Here is a 22,213-nt window from a genome sequence, read left to right on the forward strand (position 1 = left end):
TTTAGCAAAAGCTATGTTTAAATAGCCCAACAGGGAGTCGAACCCTGGATTCCGCGCTGAGAACGCGACGTCTTAACCACTTGACCATTGGGCCAATACCATCATATGTATATTAACAACAGTAATTAACTATACATGTAAAGTCTATAGCTGTCAATATGAATAATTGATAAATTATAAAATTTAGTAAATCATAAGTGAAATAAGTCAACCAGATGAGTATTAATAAACTTAATGATACAATTGTACGTAACAGACTAACAGTAAAGAGGAGCAAAAAATGTCATTTAATTTATATTTTGTACGTCATGGGCAAACAATTTTTAATCATTATGAACGCATGCAAGGATGGAGTAATGCGCCATTAACGGATAAAGGTATTTCAGATGGATATGCAGCAGGAGATCGTTTGGAAAACATTCGTTTTGATGCCGCTTATTCGTCAGATTTGCAACGTGCTATTCAAACTGCTGAGTTTGTTTTGTCACGTAACAAGCAAAGTGGTGATTTAAAGACACCGGAACAATTACAACAATTCCGTGAACAATTCTTTGGTTTCTTTGAAGGGCTACCTAGCAAAAAAAGCTCTCAATTAGTTGCTGAAAAAAATGGTTTGGAAAATATGGAAACATATAATGACTTAATGACTAATTTGACCCAAGACGAAGTAATGGATGCAATGCACGTTGCTGACCCAACTGGGGATGCTGAAGATGCCCAAATGTTTTGGGCACGTGTTGATAAAGGAATGGAGTTATTGCGTCGTAACACGCGTGATGGTCAAAACATCTTAGTCGTTTCACACGGTACATTAATTCGTAACTTAGTGGCTAAGTATGGTTCACATGAGCAAGCAGCTGAGAAACCAGAAAATGGTTCAATTACTATTTTTGAAGTATCTGATGAAGATATGAAACTAAAGGTTTATAACGATACAACAACGAAGTGGTAAAAAATATATGATTGAAAATGAGCAACATCCTAAACGCCAAGTTATTTTAGCAGGTTTAGATCAACAAAACGAAAATTTTGAATATGAGATGACGGAGTTGGCTAACTTAGCGGCAGCGAATAACATGATTGTTGTTGGTCAACTAGTTCAAAAACTTGAACGCCCTAATGCAGCAACTTATTTTGGTAAGGGTAAGGTAACCGAGCTAAAAGAGGCTTTGGAATATTATGGTGCTGAAATGGTGGTGACGAATGATGAACTATCACCATCTCAAATTCGTAATCTTGAAGCTGGCACGCAAGCAGATATCATGGATCGCACAGCTTTAATTCTCGATATCTTTGCATCACGTGCGAAAACAAAAATTGCTAAGTTACAAGTTGCAATTGCACAACTACAATATCAACTACCACGTTTGCGTACTTCAATGAATGTTCGTTTGGATCAGCAAACTGGTGGTGGCGGTGGTAGTTTTACAAGCCGTGGTGCTGGTGAAACAAAACTTGAAATGAATCGTCGTCATATTCAACATCAAATTTCATTGATGCAAGCTGAATTGACGAATATTGAAGCTGATGATGAAACACGTCGAGCAAATCGTGCTAAGCAAAGTATCCGTAATGTTGCCTTAGTTGGTTACACGAATGCTGGTAAGTCGACAATTATGAATGCATTAGTTAAGCGTTTTGGTGATAATAAGGAAAAAACAGTATTTCAAGCTGATATGCTGTTTGCGACTTTGGAGACATCAGTTCGCAAAATTCAATTACCAGAAAATCAAAATTTCCTGTTGTCTGATACAGTTGGTTTTGTATCAAAATTGCCACACGGACTAGTTGCAGCCTTTCGCGCAACCTTAGCTGAAGCTGCTGATGCCGATTTGTTAGTGCAAGTTGTTGATTATGCTGATCCACATTATCAGGAAATGATGGCAACAACTGCGCAAACATTGAAAGAAATTGGTGTTGGGGATATTCCGATGATCACGGTTTACAATAAAGCTGATCAGATTCCAGAACAAGTCTATCCAGATCGTGCGGGTGATACGATGATATTATCAGCGCCAGATCAACCATCACAAGATCTATTAGTAGATGTGATTAAAGAGCATATTTTTGCTGATTACATTACAACAACTTTGCATATTCCGTTTAGTGACGGCCAAGTTGTTAGTGAATTAAACGATCAAGCAACAGTACATGAACTTAGTTATGATGAGACAGGTACAATCATGAAGGTAACCTTAACACCAATTCAGGTTGCTAGATTTGAAAAGTATCAAATAGATTAGTAATTAATAGCTACAATTAAAAATCGCTAGATAACTTCCAAAATGAAGTTACCTAGCGATTTTTTAATTATATAAATACTGTATTAAGCAGCTTTTTCTGCCTTAGCATCTGCTTCTTTTGCAAGTTGTTGCTTATCCCATGCTTTAAAGAATGGCCAATAAATAACAATTGCGACACTAATATTAATAACAGTTAGTACAATTGCACGCCAATCAAATCCAGTTGCCATAAAGGCACCAATTGGCGCAGGCAATGTCCAAGGGACGGTGGCAATAGTTCGATTTACTAAGTGGAATGTCATAGCAGCCCAGGTGATAATACTATCAGCGACGGGTGCCAAGATAAATGGTACTGCAAAGTAAGGATTCAAAACGATTGGTAATCCGAAAACAATTGGCTCACTAATGTTGAAAACACTTGGTACAATGGCAATTCGACCCATTGTTTTTCCAAGAGCTGACTTTGAGAAGAAAGCCAATAGAATGGTTAGTGCTAGAACGACACCAGAACCACCAATATAAATGAACCATTGGAAGAATTGTTCAGTCATAAAGTGTGGGACAGTTGCTGCAGTAGCACCATGTGCTAGTGCGGCTGTATTCGCATCCAAGTTTTGATACCAATATGGGTAGAAAATAGGTGTTGAAATAGCAGCACCGTGAATACCAAAAATCCAAAAGACGGAATTAATGATTGCGGGTACAACTGCAGAAACAAAGTTATCCTGACCGAAGTGACCAAGTGGGCTAAGTACCTTTAAGATACCGGCGTTAACATCAAATGATAGTCCCGCCTTGATTGCCCAAGCACCGATAATCAAAGCAGCGGCTGGTAGTAAGGCAACGAATGAATTTGAAACGGCTGGTGGCACACCATCAGGCATTTTAATGACAATCTTTTTCTGCTTAAAGAAGCGAATGACTTCAACAGTTACAATCGCTGCCAGCATTGAAGTGAACAACCCATAGGCACCAAAGTTTTTAGCTGGTAGAGCTGTTCCAGCTAAGATACCCGTAACTGCTTGCCCTTTAGCTGAAATGGTACCTGGTGTAATGGCTAGAATTAGATAAACCATGACGGCGACAACACCGGTCGAACTTTTATCTAATTTATAGGTTTCGGCTAGGTTGGCCGCAATTCCGTAACAGGCGTATAGCGCCATGAAACCGATAGAAAAGGTCACCGGAATTTGTAGCTCTGACATGAACGGCTTAATGAAATTTGTCCATGCTGTGATGGGTAGTTGGGTTACAATCGTGAAGAAAGAACCAACTACTACAACTGGAATAATAACGGCCATTCCATCTCGAATGGCGCGTAAGTATCTATTACCAGCAACTGCTGCCATTTTTGCAGCTAGTATATCGGTATTGATTTTCATATTTATCCTCCCTCTAATAAGTGCGAAAATCTAAGCAAAAAATAAGCGCTTTTTTGAAAGCGTTTTCTTAATAGAAACATTTTATCATTATGATTTAATATTTCAATGGAAAGGGGCATTTGTTTGCAATTTGTTAATTTATTTCAACGTGTCTATCCAAGCGAAGATAGTTTGGATTTCCTGATTCCAAAAATCCCAATTATGAGTGCCTGGATGAACGAGGTACGTTTCTTTAATGCCATTTGCTTGTATGACGTCTGTGAAAGCATCATTAGATTGTTTCATGAAGTCATCTTGTCCAATGACACGGTACCAACTTAATTGTTGAAAGGCCGCATGATCACTTTTATCCATGAGTGATTGCAAATAATTTTCGGGTACTTTTGGTCCAAAAACGTGGTCATAGTCAGGCATTATTGGAATGATGTCATTCAAATCAACGACGGGTGATAGCATTGCAACGGCACGAAACCAGTCGGGGTGTGACAAGCCTAATTTCATGGCACCGAATCCACCCATTGAATTACCAATAACAAAATTTTTATTTGGCTCAGTTGTTATCGGCAATAGCTGTTGCATACCGGGAATGAATTCTGTTGTTAGATAGTCCCAGTAAGGCATACCGTGTTGTTCATTCATGTAGAAACTACGTCCCATGTTAGGCATAATGATGGCGACTTTGTACGTATCAGCTAAACTTTCAATAATGGTTTTGCGTGCCCAAACTGTACCGTTGTCACCTAAGCCATGGAACAACCAAATAGCAGGTAGTGGGTAGTCGGTGAAATCATCGGGTAGGATGACACTTAAATTAGTTTGTGTTTGTAATTTTTGTGAGTAGCGTGTTAAATGCATGATTGCCATAATAGTTTCTCCTTGAATAAATATATCAATTATGTTGTAATCGTTTTCATAAGCGTAAAACGAGTGGCTAGATTTAGCAACCAAAATGAATTAAAAGAGGGAATATCATGACATACAATATTGGTGTTGATAGTGGTGGTACACATGTGGTAGCAATGGCGTGGGATATGCAGGGGCGTGTTGTTGCACAAGGTGAAGCTGGTCCAGGTAATATTTTGATGGATCAAGCATTAACAATTCAGAATATAACTAGCGCTATAATGACTATCTTTGATCAAGTAGCTCAGGCAGATTGTCAACAAATTCTAATAGGGATTGCTGGAATTGAGACAACCAATAATCAAGCAGAATTAGCAACGTTATTTAAGCAACGTTTTTCAGTTAATGTGGCGGTTATTAGTGATGCTTATTTAGCGTTAGTTAATGGTCTTGAAGGCGAAGACGGCACATTGATCATTTCTGGTACGGGCTCAATTGTGTATGGTCAGCAAAACAAGGAACAGTTTCGTGTCGGTGGTTGGGGAAATTTGTTAGGGGATGAGGGTAGTGCATACAGTATTAGTCGTGAAGCACTACAAGTTTCCTTACAACAATTAGATTGAGGTGAAACAAGCCAATTACAAAACTTAGTCGTTTCTTGGTATCAGGTTGATGATGTGCGTTCATGTATTGCGAAGTTTTATCAGCTAGACCGACAAACCATCGCATCGTTTGCTGAAAATTTAGCACAAGTAGCTGCAGCAGGCAATCAGGATGCCAAATTTATTTTTGAACATCAAGCACAATTGTTAGCTGAACAGATTGTTACGTTGCTAAATCGTTATGTAGCGCCTAAACCAATGTGCTTAGCTTTTTCGGGTTCGGTTCTAGAAAATAATGCAGATTTTTGTCAATTAGTTTTAGGTAAAGTGCAAGAGGTTTATCCACAAGCAACGTCGCAAGTTGTTACCACTAATAACAGTCGTGCGGTCATGTTTTGGAGACAAAAATAAAAAAGCTTCGAACCAAATTAAAAATGGGTTCAAAGCGACTTTTGCTAAATATAAAAGGTTGCATTTTCGTGATGATAAACGTTTTCGGAAAAATCAAAAATATCACCAGCAGTTGTGTAAAATGTTTCATGAACGGCTAAACCAAAACTATCTTGTGGTAGGTTTAATTTATCACTTTCAAAGTTAGTTAGTCGACGTACTTTAAAATATTTGTCAGAAAAACCGACGTTAATTTGATAAACATCGGAAATATGATGAAAGATAGATGCCTTTGCAATATCTTCGTTTAGAAAAGGGACAACGTTAGCATTATAGTAAGAAGTTTCAAGACAAAAAATTTTATCGTCTTGTTTTTTTAAACGTTGCACCTTATAAACGGGAGTATCGATTGCGCATTGTAAGCGACTGGCAACAAGTGGTGTTGGTAGTGTTTTTTCAACGGTGACGTCTGAATTTTCCATTTTTGTTTTTGTAAAGTCGTTTGTCCAACCGTGACTCACATTAAAGTTAATAAAATGTTCATCCGGAATATTACGTACGAAGGTCCCACTTCCTTGTACCTGATAGATAAATCCGTCCCGCTCAAGCTGATCTAATGCTTTTAGGACAGTTGTTTTACTAGCGCCATATTGTTGAATGAGTTTATTCAAACTTGGTAAGCAATCACCTTGTTTGAGATTGTTGGATTTAATAAATGAAAATAATTGTTCTGCGATTTTTTGATATTTCAACATGCCCTTGCTCCTTTTAATGACTATATTATACAAAATAGTACCATCTCAAACAAAATAATGAAAGCGGTTGCAAAATTGTAAGTGCACTGTTATAGTGTACATATACAATTTACCGAACGAATTTATCAAGGAGGAAGTCATGGGACTTAAGTTAGCTGATAATTTTTTGTGGGGTGGCGCAATTGCGGCACACCAAGCCGAAGGTGCATGGGACAAAGATGGCAAGGGGGTTTCAATTGCAGATATTTTAACCGCCGGTGCCAATAATAAACCACGTGAAATTACGGATGGTGTCATCGAAGGTAACAATTATCCTAATCATCATGGTATTTATTTCTATGATACGTACAAGGAAGATTTAGCTTTGATGGCAGAGATGGGCTTTAAAGCTTTTAGAACATCAATTGCTTGGACACGTATTTTCCCTAACGGAGACGATGCTGAACCAAACGAAGCTGGTTTAAAGTTCTATGATGATATGTTCGATGAGATGAATCGTTTAGGTATCGAACCAGTTATCACATTAAATCATTTTGAAATGCCATATCATTTGGTGAAGGAATATGGTGGTTGGTCAAATCGTAAGGTGATTGATTTCTTTGTTAAGTATGCAACCACAGTATTTACACGTTACAACGGTAAAGTTAAGTATTGGATGACGCATAATGAGATATCAAATCAGGCTAATTTAGATGATGATATGATGAGTGAGTTCATGATTTGGACAAACTCGGGTTTGAAATTTAAGAAGGATGCAACTGCTGCTGAGAAGTTAGCTGGTATGGTGCAAGCAGCACATTATGAGTTGGTTGCAAGTGCTAAGGCTGTTCAAATTGGACATGCAATTAATCCTGATTTTGTTATTGGTGGTATGTTAAACGTTGCGCCATTGTATCCGGCTTCTCCTAAGCCTGCTGATATGTTAGCAATGCAAAAGGCACGTCAGTTGCATGATTGGTTCTCAGATGTTCACATTCGTGGTGCTTATCCAGCTGAATTTGAGGCCTTTGCTGAACGTACTGGTTACCGCTCAGATATTACACAAGCTGATCGTGACGTCTTGCAGGCTGGTAAAGTTGATTATCTAGCAGTTTCTTACTATAACTCAACAGTTATTAAAGCTAAGAGTGATGAAGATACTGATTTTGAAGATGTTCAAGGGTATGAAGTTGTGCCAAATCCGGAAGTACCAGTTTCAGATTGGGGTTGGGCAATTGATCCACAAGGTCTCCGTTATACCTTGAACGAATTAAATGACCAATACCCAGGATTACCAATTATGATTGTTGAAAATGGTTTTGGTGCTTACGATGATGTTGTTGATGGTAAGGTACACGACCAATATCGTATTGATTACTTGAAGGCACATATCGAAGAAGTTGAAAAGGCTGTTGTTAAAGATGGTATCCCGGTTATTGGGTACCTATCATGGGGACCAATTGATATCGTGTCAGCTGGTACTGGTGAAATGAGTAAGCGTTACGGTTATATTTATGTTGATTTAGATGACATGGGTGAGGGGTCAGGTGAACGACTACGTAAGGATTCGTTTGACTGGTATAAGCAAGTGATTGCTTCTCATGGTGTCGATTTATAATTTGAAATAAGAGGATAGAAAAATGGCAGACAAGAAAATTATGTTAGCATGTGCGGCAGGAATGTCAACATCATTGTTGGTGACGAAGATGCAAGAAGCGGCAAAGGCAGCCGGCAAGGATTATGAAATCTTTGCTAAGTCAACAGCTGATATTGATAATGAATTGTCGTCTAGTGACAAGCCAGATGTTTTGCTACTTGGACCACAAGTAAGCTTTATGAAGAATGAAGTGAAAGCAAAGACAGATGCAGCAGGTATTCCAATGGATGTTATTAACATGATGGATTACGGCATGATGAAGGGTGACAAAGTTTTGGCTACTGCTGAAGCATTGATGTAACAGTTTTGATTGGGGGATTTAGACATGGATGACGCACGTATGGAAGTTGTAATGGGATTGATTATGCATGGTGGGAACGCAAAAGGCCAAGCTTATCAAGCCATTCAATTTGCTAAAGCTGGTAAGTTTGATGAAGCTGATGAGGCCATTGAGGCTGCTAGCCAAGAATTAAAAGAGGCGCATGATGTACAAACGGATATGCTAACAAAAGAAGCACAAGGTGAGCATACCGAAATTGATTTGTACATGGTACATGGTCAAGATCATTTGATGAATGCGATTACGTTTAAGGATATGGCTGTTGAGTTGATTGCTTTGATGAAGCGTGTTTCAGAATTGGAGGACAAATAATAACATGAGTTCAGGTTATAAAATGCCCGATGGTTTTCTTTGGGGTTCAGCGGTTGCTGCACACCAATTAGAAGGTGCTTGGGATGTCGACGGTAAGGGTGTCTCAATTGCTGATGTGATGTTAGCAGGAAATAAAGATACACCACGTGTTGTAACTGATACAGTTGAACCGGGCGGTAACTACCCTAATCACCGTGGAATTGATTTTTATCATACGTATCCACAAGATTTTAAGATGATGAAAGAATTGGGATTGAAGGCATTCCGTACTTCAATTGCGTGGACACGTATTTTCCCAAATGGGGATGAGGAAGAGCCTAACGAAGCTGGTTTGAAGTTTTATGACAACATGATTGATGAAATGTTGGCTAATGATATTGAACCAGTTATCACGCTAAGTCATTTTGAAATTCCTTACCATTTGGTAACGGAGTATGGTGGCTTTAGTAATCGAAAGGTTGCTGATTTCTTTGTTAAGTTTGCCGATACAGTTATTCGCCGTTATGGTGATCGTGTAAAGTATTGGATGACATTCAATGAGATTACTAATCAAACAGCATGGATGGATCCACATCCAATGTTGCAAAATTCTGGTTTGAAAGATTATGCAGAAGATGATGCACAAGAATTGATGTATCAAGCTTCGCATTACGAATTGGTTGCTTCAGCGTTGGTAACAAAGCATGCGCATGAAATTGCAGCTGAATTGCATGCTGATATTCAAGTTGGTTGCATGCTATCAATGAATCCAGTTTACCCAGCATCAACAAAGCCTGAAGATATTCTAATGGCGCAACGTGCAATGCAAACGCGTTATTATTGGGGTGATGTTCATGCAACTGGTCATTATCCGAACTGGTTAAAGAATTTCTGGCAACACAAAGGTTTCCATCTTGATATCACTGAAGAAGATGAAACAATTTTGGCAGAAAACACAGTTGATTATGTTGCCTTTTCTTACTACATGTCATGGACAGTATCAGATACTGGTGATGAGTGGTTGGAATACAATGAAGACGAAAACCACGGTGATAACCCATTCTTGGAGAAGTCTGATTGGGGATGGCAAATCGACCCAGTTGGTATTCGCTGGGCAATGAATTGGATGTGGGATCGTTGGCACAAGCCAATGTTTATTGTTGAAAACGGTTTTGGTGCTTATGATAAGTTAACCGAAAATGGTGAAGTTCATGACGATTACCGTATCTCATACTTCCAACGTCATATTAAGGCGATGGAGCAAGCCGTTGTGTTAGATGGTATTCCACTATATGGTTACCTACCATGGTCAGGTATTGATATTGTATCTGCCTCAACAGGTGAGATGTTAAAACGTTACGGCTTTATCTATGTTGATTTGGATGACATGGGCGAAGGAACCGGTAAGCGATACTACAAGGATTCATTTAAGTGGTATCAAAAGGTTATTTCATCAAACGGTGCTGACTTAGGTTAGTACAACAATAAAAGGTTTTAAATAATATAATAAGAAGGAAAAGATTATGGCAGGATCAAGTAGTATCTTGAACGAGAAGATAATCCCGTTCTTCCAGAAAATTTCTGGATCACGTCATCTAGTTGCATTGCGTGACGGTATGACTGCTGCAGTTCCAATGATTATTATTGGATCTGTCTTTATGATTATTGCACAGTTCCCTATCCAAGGTTATCAAGACTTTATGGCTCACACATTTGGAGCTAATTGGGCAACGGTCGTGCAATATCCAACTAATGCTTCGTTCCATTTGATGGGGCTAGTCGCAGTTGCGGGTATTTCGTATAACTTGGCTAAAAGTTATCGAGTAGAAGCATTTTCATCGATGATTGTAGCGATTGGAGCATTTATTTTAACCATTCCACTTAAGACCGATAAAGCCGGTGAGATGTGGATTCCATTAAAGCAATTAGATTCATCAGGACTATTTATCGCGATTTTGGTTGGTTTGTTTGTTACCGATTTGTATGTTTGGTTAGTACACAAGAATTTGACAATTAAGATGCCATCAAGTGTGCCACCTGCTGTCAGCAATTCATTTGCTTCATTGTTCCCTGGTGCCTTAGCATTGATGGTCGTTTGGGTTATCCGAATGATCGTTGAAGCAACACCAATGGAGAGTATTCCAAATATCATCACTTTTGTATTGCAAGATCCATTGAGTCACTTGAACAATTCATTGCCTGGTGCAATCATTGTTGAGCTAATTATCTGCTTGTTGTGGTTCTTTGGTATTCACGGATCTAACACAGTTAGTGGTGTGATGATGCCAATCTGGTTGGGCGCTATGTCACAAAATGCGGCAGCCGTTCAAGCTGGTAAGGAAATTCCTAACATTGTGACGCAACAATTTTATGATAACTTCATCCACATGGGTGGTTCCGGTGCAACGCTTGGATTAGCCTTTATGATTGCTTTCTTGGCAAAGAGTAAAGAGCTTAAGACATTGGGTAAGTTGGTTGTTGGACCAGCGATGTTTAACGTTAATGAGCCAATCATCTTTGGTATGCCAATTGTTATGAATTACAAGATGATTTTGCCATTCATTTTAGCCCCAATGGCAAACGTTATTACAACGTACACGGCTATGAGTATGGGATTAGTTGCTAAGACAATGGGAATCATGGTTCCTTGGACAACGCCACCAATTATTTCTGGTTACTTAGCAACAGGTCACATTTCTGGTGCGGTAATGCAAATCATTAATATTGTTATTGATGGTGCTATCTACTATGTATTCTTTAAGTCAATTGATAAGGATCGTTTGAAGGAACAAATTCAAACTGACGAATCAGCAGCTTAATTAATGAATGAAATTAGGATGTTGAATTTTCGATATAATCGAGAGTTTAACATCTTTTTTTATACTCTAAATTTAAAAAAAGATGGCTGATAATCATTTTTTGAAAACGCTTGCAAAAAAGTGCATGTACTGTTATATTAATAGTATTAATTAATAAATAAAAAAGAGGAAACGTATCATGGCAGATAAGAAAATTATGCTAGCATGTGCGGCAGGAATGTCAACATCATTGTTGGTTACAAAAATGCAAGAAGCAGCAAAGGCTGCAGGTAAGGATTATGAGATTTTTGCTAAGTCAACAGCTGACATTGATAATGAATTATCATCTAGTGAAAAGCCAGACGTTTTGTTGCTTGGACCACAAGTCAGTTTTATGAAGAACGAAGTAAAGTCAAAGACAGATGCAGCAGGCATTCCAATGGATGTTATTAACATGATGGATTACGGTATGATGAAGGGTGATAAGGTCTTGGCAGCTGCTGAGGCAATTATGTAGTTCATCTATAAAAAGATAACAGGCTTTAGATCTACCACAAATGTGATTGGTAGATTTAGGGCCTGTTAGTTTTAGAAATAGCTTTAATTAGACAGGGGGATTATATGACAAAGCGACAATTAGGGTTATCAATTTATCCAGATCATAGTGATTTTGAGGAAGACAAAGCCTATTTAACTTTGGGACACAAATACGGGTTTACACGTATTTTTATGAGTATGCTGGAAGTTAGTGGTTCTGCTGAAGAGACTAAGTTGAAGTATCAACAAATTGTGGATTTTGGTAATGAATTGGGTTATGAAACCATTATTGATGTGTCACCACGCATCTTTGATCAATTGAACATTTCATATGATGATTTGTCATTCTTTAATGATCTACATGTTGCTGGAATTCGATTAGATCAATCGTTTGATGGTGCAACTGAGGCGTTATTATCGTATAATCCTTACAATTTAATTATTGAGTTAAATGCAAGTAACAATGTAGATTATTTGAATAATATTATTAGTCATCAAGCTAATAAACCATTTATTTATGGTTGCCATAATTTTTATCCGCAAGTTGGTACGGGATTACCTTATGATTATTTTATTGCCTGCAGTAAGCGATTTAAAAAATATGGTATCCATACGGCAGCCTTCGTCGCTAGTCAGGTAGGAACCATTGGACCTTGGAATGTTAATGATGGGTTACCAACTTTGGAAATGGATCGTCGTTTACCTATTGAAGTGCAGGCAAAGCATTTATTTGGAACTGGTCTGATTGATGATGTTATTATTGGTAACGCTTATGCTAGTGAGGATGAACTGGCCGTTCTAAGTGAATTAAATCGTTATCAATTAGAGTTCCAGGTTGTGTTCAATGACGAGGTAAATGATATTGAGAAAACCATTGCCCTAGAACCACAACATTTCCGTCGTGGTGATATAAATGAAACCGTTATTCGCTCAACGATGCCTCGGGTAACTTATCGAGATGTTGCAAATCAACCACATGATAATACACAACAGTTTGAACGTGGTGACGTGTTAGTTGGTAACGATGACTTTGGCATTTATAAAAACGAATTACAAATTGTGTTAGAGCCGCATACTGAAGAACGTAAGAATAAAATTGGTCATATTAGCGAAGACGAATTGTTCTTATTGGATTTCATTAAACCTTGGACAAAATTCCAGTTAACAGCAGCTGACTAATTAAATATTTTGGTTCATAATAATGACGCTATTTTTTGATTGATGACAATCAAAAGTGGCGTCATTGTTTATTGTTAAAGATTGAATTTTTTTGTGAACTAAATTAACAAAAATAATGTAATAAGTGTTAGAATAGCGTACTACATAGATAAAAAATAAATATTTGGAGGAATAGCAAATGAAGTTGTTAAAGCCTTATTGGAAAGGCTATAAACTTGATTTAACGATTGCTATTTTAATGGTAGCAATTTCGTCAATCGCAATGTTGTTGCAACCTACATTGCTAAGTAATATTGTCCAAGCGATTACAGACGATAATATGAATAAAGTTAATAAAATTGGCTTGCAATTATTAATTTTGGCAGTGGTTGGTTTGATAGCAGGAGTTGTTAATACAATTTTTGCTGCACGTGCTTCTCAAGGCATGGCAGCTGATGTACGTGAAAGTGCGTACCGTAAAATTCAAACATTTTCATTTGCGAATATTGAAAAGTTTTCAGTTGGGAATTTAGTTGTTCGACTAACTAATGATGTTACGCAAATTCAAAATGTTTTGATGTTAGTACTACAACCACTAATGCGGATGCCGATTCTGTTTATTGGTGGCTTTATTTTGGCGGTACGATCAATTCCACAATTATGGTGGATTATCATTGTTATGGTCGTTTTGGTCGGATCAGTTGCCTATTATGTCGCAACACATATTGGTAAGAAGTTCGGTCGCATTCAATGGTTAATTGATAAAGTTAATAATAAGGTTAAAGAGAACTTGCAAGGTGTACGTGTTGTTAAGTCGTTTAACCAAGAAAAGGCTGAAGAAAAGCGTTTTACTAATGTTTCAGATGAACTAAAAGATGTGAACGTTGAGATTGGTTACTTCTTTGCTATGGTTATGCCGGCTTTCATGTTTATTGGTCAAGGATTAATGGTTGTTGCTATTTTCTTGGTTGGAAACATGGTTGATACTAATCCAGGTTTGTTGGCACAAGTTACTGGTTTTACTAATTATATTATGATTATTATGAATGCCATTATTGTTGGTGGTATGATGTTGTCATTTGCAACACGTGCATTAGTATCAATGGGTCGTATTCAAGAAATTATGACCGCTGAACCTGAGTTATCATATCGCAAAGATGGGCAAAAGATTACAAATGGTCGTGTTGAATTTGATAATGTTAGCTTTACATATGAAGGTGAAGAGAAACCAACACTTCAAAACATTAGCTTTGCCACTGAATCTGGTCAAATGATTGGAATTGTTGGTGCAACTGGTTCTGGTAAGTCAACATTAGCACAATTGATTCCTCGTATTTATGATCCAACATCAGGTTCAGTTAAAATTGGTGGCGTTGATTTGAAGAATGTTGATGAGTCATCATTACGTGATGCTGTTGCTTTCGTACAACAAAAGGCAACGTTATTCTCAGGAACGATTGCTGATAATTTCAGACAGGGGTTATCAACTGCTGATGAAGCAGATATGAAACGAGCAGCTGATATTGCACAAGCGTCTGAATTTATTGAACAATATGATGATAAATATAATCATGTGGTGGAAGAGCGTTCAGCTAATTATTCTGGTGGTCAAAAACAACGTTTGTCAATTGCACGTGGTGTGATTGCTTCGCCGAAAATTTTGATTTTGGATGATTCAACGTCAGCGTTGGATGCGCGTTCTGAAAAGTTAGTTAAAGAAGCGCTTGATCAGCAGTTAACTGATACAACAACCTTTATTATCGCTGAAAAAGTTTCATCTGTTATTAATGCGGATAACATTATCGTATTGGATGAAGGAAAACTGGTTGCATATGGACCACATGATGAGCTATTGCAAACATCACCGGTTTATCGTGAAATCTATGAAACACAAGAAGCAAAGGAGGTGCGTCAGGATGACAAATAATTTGTCTGAATCAGTTCGTTTCTTTTCACATTATTTGAAACGATTTAAGTGTTCTTTGCTAGCAATTTTCGTTTTGACGATCACGGCAACTTGGTTACAAGTTAAGGCACCAGTTTATATGGGACGTTCGATTACAGAATTATCGAAGTATTTGATGACCTATTTAAATCCAGTTACAAAGAGTCAAGCTAGTTTAGATGACTTCCATCAAGCATTGTTCTTGTTTGCTGGCTTTACTTTGATGATTTTAATTGCATTATTCTTAAATGCTTTGACACAAGCAGTTGTTGCACCAAAATCAGTTAATGATATGCGAACGGGTTTGTTTGCTAAGTTGCAACGCATGACTGTACGTTATTTTGATAATCACCAAGACGGTGAAATCCTATCACGTTTCACATCTGATTTGGATAATATCTTTAACGCAATGAACAACGCCGTCTTTCAGATATTGCAACAAGTTGTGATGTTCATTGGTGTTATTTGGATGATGTTTAATGAGAGCCCTAAGATGGCCGTTGTGACGATGGCGTCAACACCAGTTGTGATTATTGTTGGCTTTATCATTATGATTCAAGCTAAAAAATATGTTGATTTGCAACAAGCTGAAGTTGGTCATTTAAATGGTTACATTAATGAACAAATTAACGGTGAAAAGGTCATTATCACTAATGGATTACAAGCAAAGTCAATCGATGGCTTTATTGAACATAATAATAAAGTGCGTCATGCCATGGTTCATTCACAAGCATGGTCAAACGTGTTAAATCCGATTATGCAAGGTTTGGGTTTGGTTAATTTGGGAATCGTGATTTTCTTTGGTGCAACACAGGCTTTGTCTGGCGATGTGGCATCACGTGCAACTGGATTAGGATTAATTGTGACGTTTGTGTCATTTTCACAGCAGTATTTCCAACCAATTTCTCAAATTACGTCACTTTATAATATGATGCAACAAGCCATGACTGGTGTTCATCGAGTTAATGAAATTTTGGCACAGGATGATGAAGTTAAACCAGCAGATGGTGTGAAGTTTAATGGTATTAAGCATGACGTTAAACTACAAGATGTTCATTTTGGTTATAATCAAGATCGTGAAATTATCCATGGTATCGACATTGATGTTAAAAAGGGTGAGATGGTTGCGCTAGTTGGTCCGACTGGTTCGGGAAAAACAACTGTGATGAACTTGTTAAATCGTTTTTATGATGTAACGTCAGGTGCCGTTTTGTTCGATGGTGTTGATATTCGCCAAATGGATTTGACTTCATTACGTGATCACGTTGGTATTGTGTTACAAGAATCAGTACTATTTACGGGTACTGTTCGTGATAATATTACTTTTGGTAAAGAAGATGCGACTGATGAAGAAGTGATTGATGCTGCTAAGCAGGCTAATATTCATGACTTTATTATGACGTTAGAAGATGGTTATGATACCCAAATTTCAGATGAAAATTCGGTATTCTCAACCGGTCAGAAACAATTATTATCAATTGCCCGTACAATTTTGACAGAACCAGATCTATTGATTCTCGATGAGGCAACGTCAAATGTTGATACTGTTACAGAAGAACGTATTCAACGAGCGATGGATAACGTTATCGCTGGTCGAACAAGTTTCGTAATTGCGCATCGTTTAAAGACAATTTTAAATGCCGATAAAATTGTCGTGCTAAAAGATGGTAATATTATTGAGCAAGGTAACCATGAGAGCTTGTTAGCTCAGGATGGTTTCTATGCTGGTTTGTATAAGAATCAAATGATGTTTGAGTAAAAGATAACAGAAAGGTTGTCATTCTGCTACGTTAAAGTGGTTGAAGGGCAGCCTTTTTTGTTGGCTATTAATTATAGTGAAAAAAATCACAAATTTAGTTGAAAGCGCTTGCTAAATTTCGGACTTATATTGTAAAATAGTCTTATAGACAGGTATACATTATGTTATTTGAGAGGGGATAAAATCATGGGAAAATTTACGGATAAAGTTGCAATTGTTACTGGTGGTGCTTCAGGAATTGGATTAGCATCCGTAAAGGACTTGTTGGCCGAAGGGGCAAAAGTTGTAATTGCTGATTTTTCTGATAAAGGTGACGAAGTAGCTGCATCATTGGGGGATGAGAGCAGTGTGCTATTTGTTAAGACAGACGTTACTGTTGAAGACGATGTAAAAAACGTTGTTGAGAAGGCAGTAAGCCAATTTGGTTCATTGGATATCATGGTTGCTAATGCTGGTATTGCCCGTGATGGTAACATTACTGATATGTCATACAAGCAATGGTCAGATACTATTGATATTAATTTGAGTGGTGTGTTCTTGTCTGATAAGTACGCTATCGAACAAATGAGAAAGCAAGGTCATGGTGGTGCTGTTGTTAATATGGGATCAATCCACAGCTTTGCTGGTAAAGTCGGTGTAACAGCATACGCATCAGCTAAGGGTGGTGTAAAGCTACTAACCCAAACATTAGGTGCAACTTACGCACCAGAAGGTATTCGTGTTAACGCAGTAGCACCAGGTTACATTGATACACCATTAATTGCTGGTGCCGATAAGGAAGCATTAGTTGCCTTGCATCCAGCAGGACGTTTAGGTAAGCCTGAAGAAATTGGTAAGGTTGTTTCATTCTTGGCAAGTGATGATGCATCATTTGTTAACGGAACGACATTGCTAGTTGATGGTGGTTACACAGCTATCTAATAAATACATTTTAACGAAAAGAGGATGGGACATTGTTGTCTCATCCTCTTTTTTATACCATTAATTTATTTTGGCATAGTCATTTAGTTCTTGGATGTAAATAGCCTTCTTTTCATCACTAATCCATGATGTTTCGAATGCATTACGGGCAAGTTTAACGATTTGCTCTTTACTTAAATTATATGCTTCGGCTAGTGCATAGTAATTATCAGCGATGTAACCACCAAAATAAGCTGGGTCGTCGGAATGAATAGAGACTTTTGCATCACGTTCTAGTAATGACAAAACTTCTTCACCCTTCATTTTTGGTGACACATACGTATTTGATAAGGGGCATGAAGTTAGACCGATTTGGTGGTTAACAACAAAATCAACTAAGTCAGGATCTTCAACGATATTTGTACCATGATCAAGTCTTTCAACGTCCATTAACTCAAGTGCTTGGTGGATATGTTCAATTGAATCTTTTTGATCAATATCACAGTGTGTTGTTAAGTGCAGACCTGCAGCTTTGGCGTCTTCAAATTGACGTGCGAATTTTAGTGGTGGATTGTTGTGTTCGTCAGAGTCTAATCCAACACCTATGAACATATCTTTGTAAGGGAGAGCTTCCGCAAGTGTTTGACGTGCTGACTCTTTTGAAAAATCGCGTAAGAAACACATGATTAAATCAGCGTCGACGTTTAATGCACGTGCGTCTACAATAGCGCGATGTAAACCGTTAATAACATCTTCAAAGGCTACGCCACGACTTGTATGCGCTTGTGGATCGAAAAATATCTCGACATGACGGACATTGTTTTCGGCAGCACGTTTTAGGTAGCTAAAAGCTAGTTCATAGAAATCTTGTTCATGTTGCAAAACATTCATAGCAGGATAATAAACACCTAAGAATGAGGCTAAATCATCGTAATCATATGTTTTTTGAACTTCGGCAATTGTTTCTTGACCAATATCAATATGATTACGCTTTGCTAATTTTAGTTTTAATTCTGGCTCAAGTGTTCCCTCAATATGTAGATGAAGTTCGGCTTTTGGCATGTTTTGTGTAAACTCACGTGTTACAGTCATAACGTTTAAAAAACTCTCCTTTGGTTGTTTTAATGATAATACAAGTTGATTCTACCATGATTATTATATTAATCAAGTAATTTAAAATGCGAACAATTAGTGTTGATATAAATAAAAATGTATGTAATAATTCAACCTGTTGATAAGAACGTTTCATGAAACCAGGAGGAGAAAGAGTAATCATGAATGAATTTGACGATCCAAAAGTTCGTCCAACCGGCTTTTTAGACAGTTTTTTTCATATTTCAGCACAAAATTCAACGGTTAAACGTGAGATATTGGCAGGAGTAACAACTTTTGTTTCAATGGCTTATATCTTGTTTGTTAATCCAAGTATTTTAGGTGCTGCTGGTATGAATAAGGGAGCAGTGTTCACCGCAACGGCTTTGGCAGCCATCGTTGGTTGTGTGTTAATGGGTGTGCTAGCTAATTATCCTATTGCGATTGCACCGGGATTAGGTGATAACGCATTTTTTGCTTTTTCTGTTGTTTTAGGATTAGGAATTCCTTGGCAAAAAGCGATGGCAGGTGTGTTTGTAGCATCTGTATTATTTACGATTTTGTCGTTTTTAAAAGTTCGTGAACTTGTCATAGATGCAATTCCTCAAGATTTAAAGTACGCTATGGCCGCTGGGATTGGGATTTTTATTGCGTTTGTTGGTTTACAAGGTGGTGGCTTGATCGTTGCTGATAAGTCTTCATTGGTCGCTATTGGATCGTTAACAGTTCCAACAACATGGTTAACAATTGTGGGTGTATTTGTAATTGCTATTTTAATGGCTAAGCGTGTTCCAGGATCGATTTTTATTGGTATTTTGGTTACAGCAATTATTGGTTTGGTGACTGGTTTAATTCCAATGCCAGAACATATTATTTCGTTAGCACCTAGTTTAAAGCCAACTTTTGGTGTAGGTATTACGAGCTTACCATCGATGCTTGATCCTCAGATGTGGGCAGTTGTCTTAGTGTTTTTGTTGGTCGCTTTCTTTGATACGGCAGGTACTTTAATTGGTTTGGCGCAACAAGCCGGTATTATGAAAAATGGTAAAATGCCACGCATTGGTCGTGCACTAATGGCAGATTCGCTATCAATGCTGGGTGGTGCAGTAATGGGGACGACACCAACTGCAGCTTATGTGGAATCTTCAGCAGGAATTTCTATTGGTGGTAAAACAGGATTAACAGCAATTACAACTGGTGTACTATTTATGTTCAGTTTGCTATTTTCACCATTACTAGCGGTCGTAACTACTCAAGTTACGGCGCCGGCTTTGATTGTTGTGGGTGTTATGATGGCAGCATCATTACGCGAAATTCATTGGGATGAATTTGAGTTAGCATTACCAGCTTTTCTAACGGTTGTTGGTATGCCATTAACATATAACATTTCTTATGGAATAGCTTTTGGGTTTTTAACCTATCCAATTTTGATGACAGCAGCTGGTCGCCGCAAGGAAGTTAACAGTGTTATGTGGGCAATGCTGATTGTCTTTATCGTTTTGTTGTATGTTTTAAATGTGTTGCCAAAACAGTAATAAATGGGGAAAAGGGATAATAAAATGACAACTTTGACAGAGTTTGAGGACTATATTGACGCAGGTGCAGCAGCAATTTCTGCAGACATTGTGATTGAAAATGGAACATTAGTGAATGTGGATACGGCAGAGTATTATAAGGCCAATATCGCCATTTATCATGAACGAATTGTTGCGGTTGATGCTGATGTTACGGATTATATTAACGAAGATACAAGACACATTGATGCGACAGGTAAGTATATTGTCCCAGGTATGATTGACGGGCACATTCACGTTGAATGTAGCAAACTAAGCTTGACGCGTTTTGCTCAAGCCGTAGTGCCACATGGGACAACAAGCATTGTTTCGGGATTAGATGAATATATTTCAGTAGTTGGTTTAGATGGACTAACTGAAATATTTGATGAACTTGCTAAACTACCAATGAAAGTATTTTGGGGATTGCCTTATAAGACGCCTTATACAATTCCGGAATCAACGGTTGCTTATAATGTGACGGGTGAAGATCATGAAAAATATCAAGCCTTGCCACAAACGTATGGTGTTTGGGAAACTGTTCGAGAGGCAATCCAAACCAAAGACGAGGATACATTACGTGCCATCTTAGCAGCTCAAAAATATCATAAGCCGATTTTTGGTTGTTCACCGATGGCAACAGGTAAAGATTTAAATCAATTCTTGATGAGTGGTGTGCATATTGATCATGAAAGTTATAGTCATGAAGAATTTTTGGAAAAAGCGCGTAAAGGATTGCACGTTGTTATTCGTGAATCATCAGTTACCAAGTTTTTAGCTGAAAATATTCGGGCGATTACAGAAAATACTGCAAACGTGGCTCGTCATACTAGCTTTTGTACAGACGATGTTAATGCTCATGATATTTTGGCGCATGGACATTTAGATAATATGGTTAGGTTGGCAATCCAAGCAGGCGTTAATCCAATGACTGCTATTCAAATGGCAACCATTAACGGGGCAGAAGCCTATCATGTTGATGATCAAGTTGGTTCAGTTGCCCCTGGCAAGCAGGCAGATATCTTATTAATTGATGATCCAACTAATTTCAATATCGAAACAGTTATTAGCAAGGGTGAAGTTGTGACTATCGCTGGTGAAGAACAAGTGTCATTTATCCCACCAAAGCGTAGTGAGAGCATTCAAAATACAATCCATCATGCGGAACTAACGGCAGATGATTTTGCTTATCATGTTGCGGATGATGTTAAGCAGGCAGTTGTGCAGACTATTAACAGTATTGGACCGTTTGTTCGTAAGCGCTTAGATGTTACCTTGCCAGTTATTGACGGCATTGTTCAACCAAGTGTTGAAAACAACGTTGCAATGGCATCAGTGATTGAACGTTATGGCGTTAACGGTAATCATGCTCGTGGCTTTATCTCAGGGTGGTCGATTAAACGTGGTGCTATTGCCACAACGATGGCGCCTGATGATAATAATTTAGTTGTTGCCGGTGTTGATGCTGAAGATATGGCCCTAGCTGCTAACACGTTAATTACATGTGGCGGTGGTCAGGTAATTGTAGTTGATGGTGAGGTTGTTTCATTACTTGAATTGCCAATTGCTGGGATTAATACTGATTTAACACCACAAAAATTAGCGCAAAAAGAGCTTGATTTGAAGGAAGCGGCACAACGACTTGGTAGTCAATTACCTGATCCGCTATTCTATTTATCGTTTTTGCCAATTACATCAATTCCAGATTTGGCATTAACAGATGGTGGTAACGTTGATTATCCTAACTTGAAGTATTTTGATCCAATTGTTTCTCTACAAAAATAATTAATAAAAAACAAGCAATCACGTAACAATGATTGCTTGTTTTTTATCAATTATAAATGCATATAAAAAGGTACCGAAGTCCGTGAACTTGGTACCTTTTTGCTAAATTACTGCTCTGGCTGGGTTCGAACCAGCGACCTCCTCATTAACAGTGAGTTATTCTACCACTGAACTACAGAGCAATGACTATTAAATTAATGAATA

Annotated in this window: 20 protein-coding genes and 2 tRNA genes; 16 read left to right on the top strand and 6 right to left on the bottom strand. The window is 37.9% G+C overall.

Features of this window, described 5'->3' with window-relative positions:
* Positions 1 to 22: 22 nt before the first annotated feature.
* Positions 23 to 94, bottom strand: a tRNA-Glu gene (locus GA0061074_RS08435).
* Positions 95 to 280: 186 nt separating this feature from the next.
* On the opposite strand from GA0061074_RS08435, the gene GA0061074_RS08440 reads away from it, so the two are divergent.
* Together GA0061074_RS08440 and hflX are read left to right on the top strand one after the other, a co-directional pair.
* Positions 281 to 952, top strand: a complete 672-nt coding sequence (locus GA0061074_RS08440) for a histidine phosphatase family protein (protein ID WP_092463814.1) — start codon at positions 281 to 283, stop codon at positions 950 to 952.
* Positions 953 to 959: 7 nt separating this feature from the next.
* Positions 960 to 2,243: a GTPase HflX gene (hflX, locus tag GA0061074_RS08445; protein WP_092463817.1), complete on the top strand. Its 1,284-nt coding sequence runs from the start codon at positions 960 to 962 to the stop codon at positions 2,241 to 2,243.
* An 83-nt stretch (positions 2,244 to 2,326) separates the two neighbouring features.
* On the opposite strand, the gene GA0061074_RS08450 is transcribed toward hflX, so the two are convergent.
* Together GA0061074_RS08450 and GA0061074_RS08455 are read right to left on the bottom strand one after the other, a co-directional pair.
* Positions 2,327 to 3,625, bottom strand: a complete 1,299-nt coding sequence (locus GA0061074_RS08450; RefSeq protein WP_092463820.1) for a PTS sugar transporter subunit IIC — start codon at positions 3,623 to 3,625, stop codon at positions 2,327 to 2,329.
* 138 nt (positions 3,626 to 3,763) lie between these two features.
* The gene (locus GA0061074_RS08455; RefSeq protein ID WP_092463822.1) at positions 3,764 to 4,489 is read right to left on the bottom strand and encodes an alpha/beta hydrolase; all 726 of its coding nucleotides are present in this window, start codon (positions 4,487 to 4,489) and stop codon (positions 3,764 to 3,766) included.
* A 107-nt stretch (positions 4,490 to 4,596) separates the two neighbouring features.
* Between GA0061074_RS08455 and GA0061074_RS08460 the strand changes: the two genes are divergently transcribed.
* Both GA0061074_RS08460 and GA0061074_RS08465 read left to right on the top strand, forming a co-directional pair.
* Positions 4,597 to 5,091, top strand: coding sequence for an N-acetylglucosamine kinase (locus GA0061074_RS08460; protein WP_092463824.1), 495 nt, complete (start codon positions 4,597 to 4,599; stop codon positions 5,089 to 5,091).
* Between the two features lie 54 nt (positions 5,092 to 5,145).
* On the top strand, positions 5,146 to 5,481 hold the full coding sequence (locus GA0061074_RS08465; protein ID WP_092463828.1) for an acetate and sugar kinases/Hsc70/actin family protein: 336 nt from the start codon (positions 5,146 to 5,148) through the stop codon (positions 5,479 to 5,481).
* Positions 5,482 to 5,525: 44 nt separating this feature from the next.
* On the opposite strand, the gene GA0061074_RS08470 is transcribed toward GA0061074_RS08465, so the two are convergent.
* Complete coding sequence (locus tag GA0061074_RS08470) at positions 5,526 to 6,215, bottom strand: GntR family transcriptional regulator (protein ID WP_092463831.1); 690 nt, start codon at positions 6,213 to 6,215, stop codon at positions 5,526 to 5,528.
* Positions 6,216 to 6,354: 139 nt separating this feature from the next.
* Here GA0061074_RS08470 and GA0061074_RS08475 point away from each other — a divergent pair, with 139 nt between their 5' ends.
* From GA0061074_RS08475 to GA0061074_RS08520, 10 genes are all read left to right on the top strand, one after another.
* Positions 6,355 to 7,812, top strand: coding sequence for a 6-phospho-beta-glucosidase (locus tag GA0061074_RS08475; protein ID WP_092463834.1), 1,458 nt, complete (start codon positions 6,355 to 6,357; stop codon positions 7,810 to 7,812).
* A 22-nt stretch (positions 7,813 to 7,834) separates the two neighbouring features.
* Positions 7,835 to 8,152 carry a PTS sugar transporter subunit IIB gene (locus GA0061074_RS08480; RefSeq protein WP_092463837.1) on the top strand — a complete coding sequence of 106 codons (318 nt, stop codon included), beginning with the start codon at positions 7,835 to 7,837 and terminating at the stop codon, positions 8,150 to 8,152.
* Between the two features lie 24 nt (positions 8,153 to 8,176).
* Positions 8,177 to 8,503, top strand: a complete 327-nt coding sequence (locus GA0061074_RS08485) for a PTS lactose/cellobiose transporter subunit IIA (protein WP_092463840.1) — start codon at positions 8,177 to 8,179, stop codon at positions 8,501 to 8,503.
* Between the two features lie 4 nt (positions 8,504 to 8,507).
* Entirely contained in the window at positions 8,508 to 9,959 is a 1,452-nt protein-coding gene (locus GA0061074_RS08490) for a 6-phospho-beta-glucosidase (protein ID WP_092463843.1), read from the top strand.
* Positions 9,960 to 10,005: 46 nt separating this feature from the next.
* On the top strand, positions 10,006 to 11,301 hold the full coding sequence (gene celB / locus GA0061074_RS08495) for a PTS cellobiose transporter subunit IIC (RefSeq protein WP_092463846.1): 1,296 nt from the start codon (positions 10,006 to 10,008) through the stop codon (positions 11,299 to 11,301).
* Between the two features lie 178 nt (positions 11,302 to 11,479).
* Complete coding sequence (locus tag GA0061074_RS08500; RefSeq protein WP_092463849.1) at positions 11,480 to 11,797, top strand: PTS sugar transporter subunit IIB; 318 nt, start codon at positions 11,480 to 11,482, stop codon at positions 11,795 to 11,797.
* A gap of 104 nt (positions 11,798 to 11,901) precedes the next feature.
* Positions 11,902 to 12,996 carry a DUF871 domain-containing protein gene (locus GA0061074_RS08505; protein WP_092463852.1) on the top strand — a complete coding sequence of 365 codons (1,095 nt, stop codon included), beginning with the start codon at positions 11,902 to 11,904 and terminating at the stop codon, positions 12,994 to 12,996.
* Between the two features lie 178 nt (positions 12,997 to 13,174).
* Positions 13,175 to 14,902, top strand: a complete 1,728-nt coding sequence (locus tag GA0061074_RS08510; RefSeq protein ID WP_092463855.1) for an ABC transporter ATP-binding protein — start codon at positions 13,175 to 13,177, stop codon at positions 14,900 to 14,902.
* Positions 14,892 to 16,679 (top strand): ABC transporter ATP-binding protein, encoded by a 1,788-nt coding sequence (locus tag GA0061074_RS08515; RefSeq protein WP_092463857.1) that lies wholly within the window; start codon positions 14,892 to 14,894, stop codon positions 16,677 to 16,679. Before GA0061074_RS08510 ends, GA0061074_RS08515 begins: the two co-directional genes overlap by 11 nt.
* Positions 16,680 to 16,865: 186 nt before the next feature.
* Positions 16,866 to 17,600: an SDR family NAD(P)-dependent oxidoreductase gene (locus tag GA0061074_RS08520; RefSeq protein ID WP_092463860.1), complete on the top strand. Its 735-nt coding sequence runs from the start codon at positions 16,866 to 16,868 to the stop codon at positions 17,598 to 17,600.
* Between the two features lie 60 nt (positions 17,601 to 17,660).
* Here the strand turns inward: GA0061074_RS08520 and add are convergent, their stop codons facing one another.
* Complete coding sequence (add, locus tag GA0061074_RS08525) at positions 17,661 to 18,671, bottom strand: adenosine deaminase (RefSeq protein ID WP_092463863.1); 1,011 nt, start codon at positions 18,669 to 18,671, stop codon at positions 17,661 to 17,663.
* Positions 18,672 to 18,853: 182 nt separating this feature from the next.
* Here add and GA0061074_RS08530 point away from each other — a divergent pair, with 182 nt between their 5' ends.
* Both GA0061074_RS08530 and GA0061074_RS08535 read left to right on the top strand, forming a co-directional pair.
* Positions 18,854 to 20,206 carry an NCS2 family permease gene (locus GA0061074_RS08530; protein ID WP_092463866.1) on the top strand — a complete coding sequence of 451 codons (1,353 nt, stop codon included), beginning with the start codon at positions 18,854 to 18,856 and terminating at the stop codon, positions 20,204 to 20,206.
* A 24-nt stretch (positions 20,207 to 20,230) separates the two neighbouring features.
* On the top strand, positions 20,231 to 22,009 hold the full coding sequence (locus tag GA0061074_RS08535) for an adenine deaminase C-terminal domain-containing protein (protein WP_092463868.1): 1,779 nt from the start codon (positions 20,231 to 20,233) through the stop codon (positions 22,007 to 22,009).
* A 110-nt stretch (positions 22,010 to 22,119) separates the two neighbouring features.
* Here the strand turns inward: GA0061074_RS08535 and GA0061074_RS08540 are convergent.
* Positions 22,120 to 22,191: transfer RNA gene (locus tag GA0061074_RS08540), tRNA-Asn, on the bottom strand.
* Positions 22,192 to 22,213 lie beyond the last annotated feature (22 nt).

The organism is Weissella bombi, assembly GCF_900094835.1.
Lineage (GTDB): Bacteria > Bacillota > Bacilli > Lactobacillales > Lactobacillaceae > Weissella > Weissella bombi.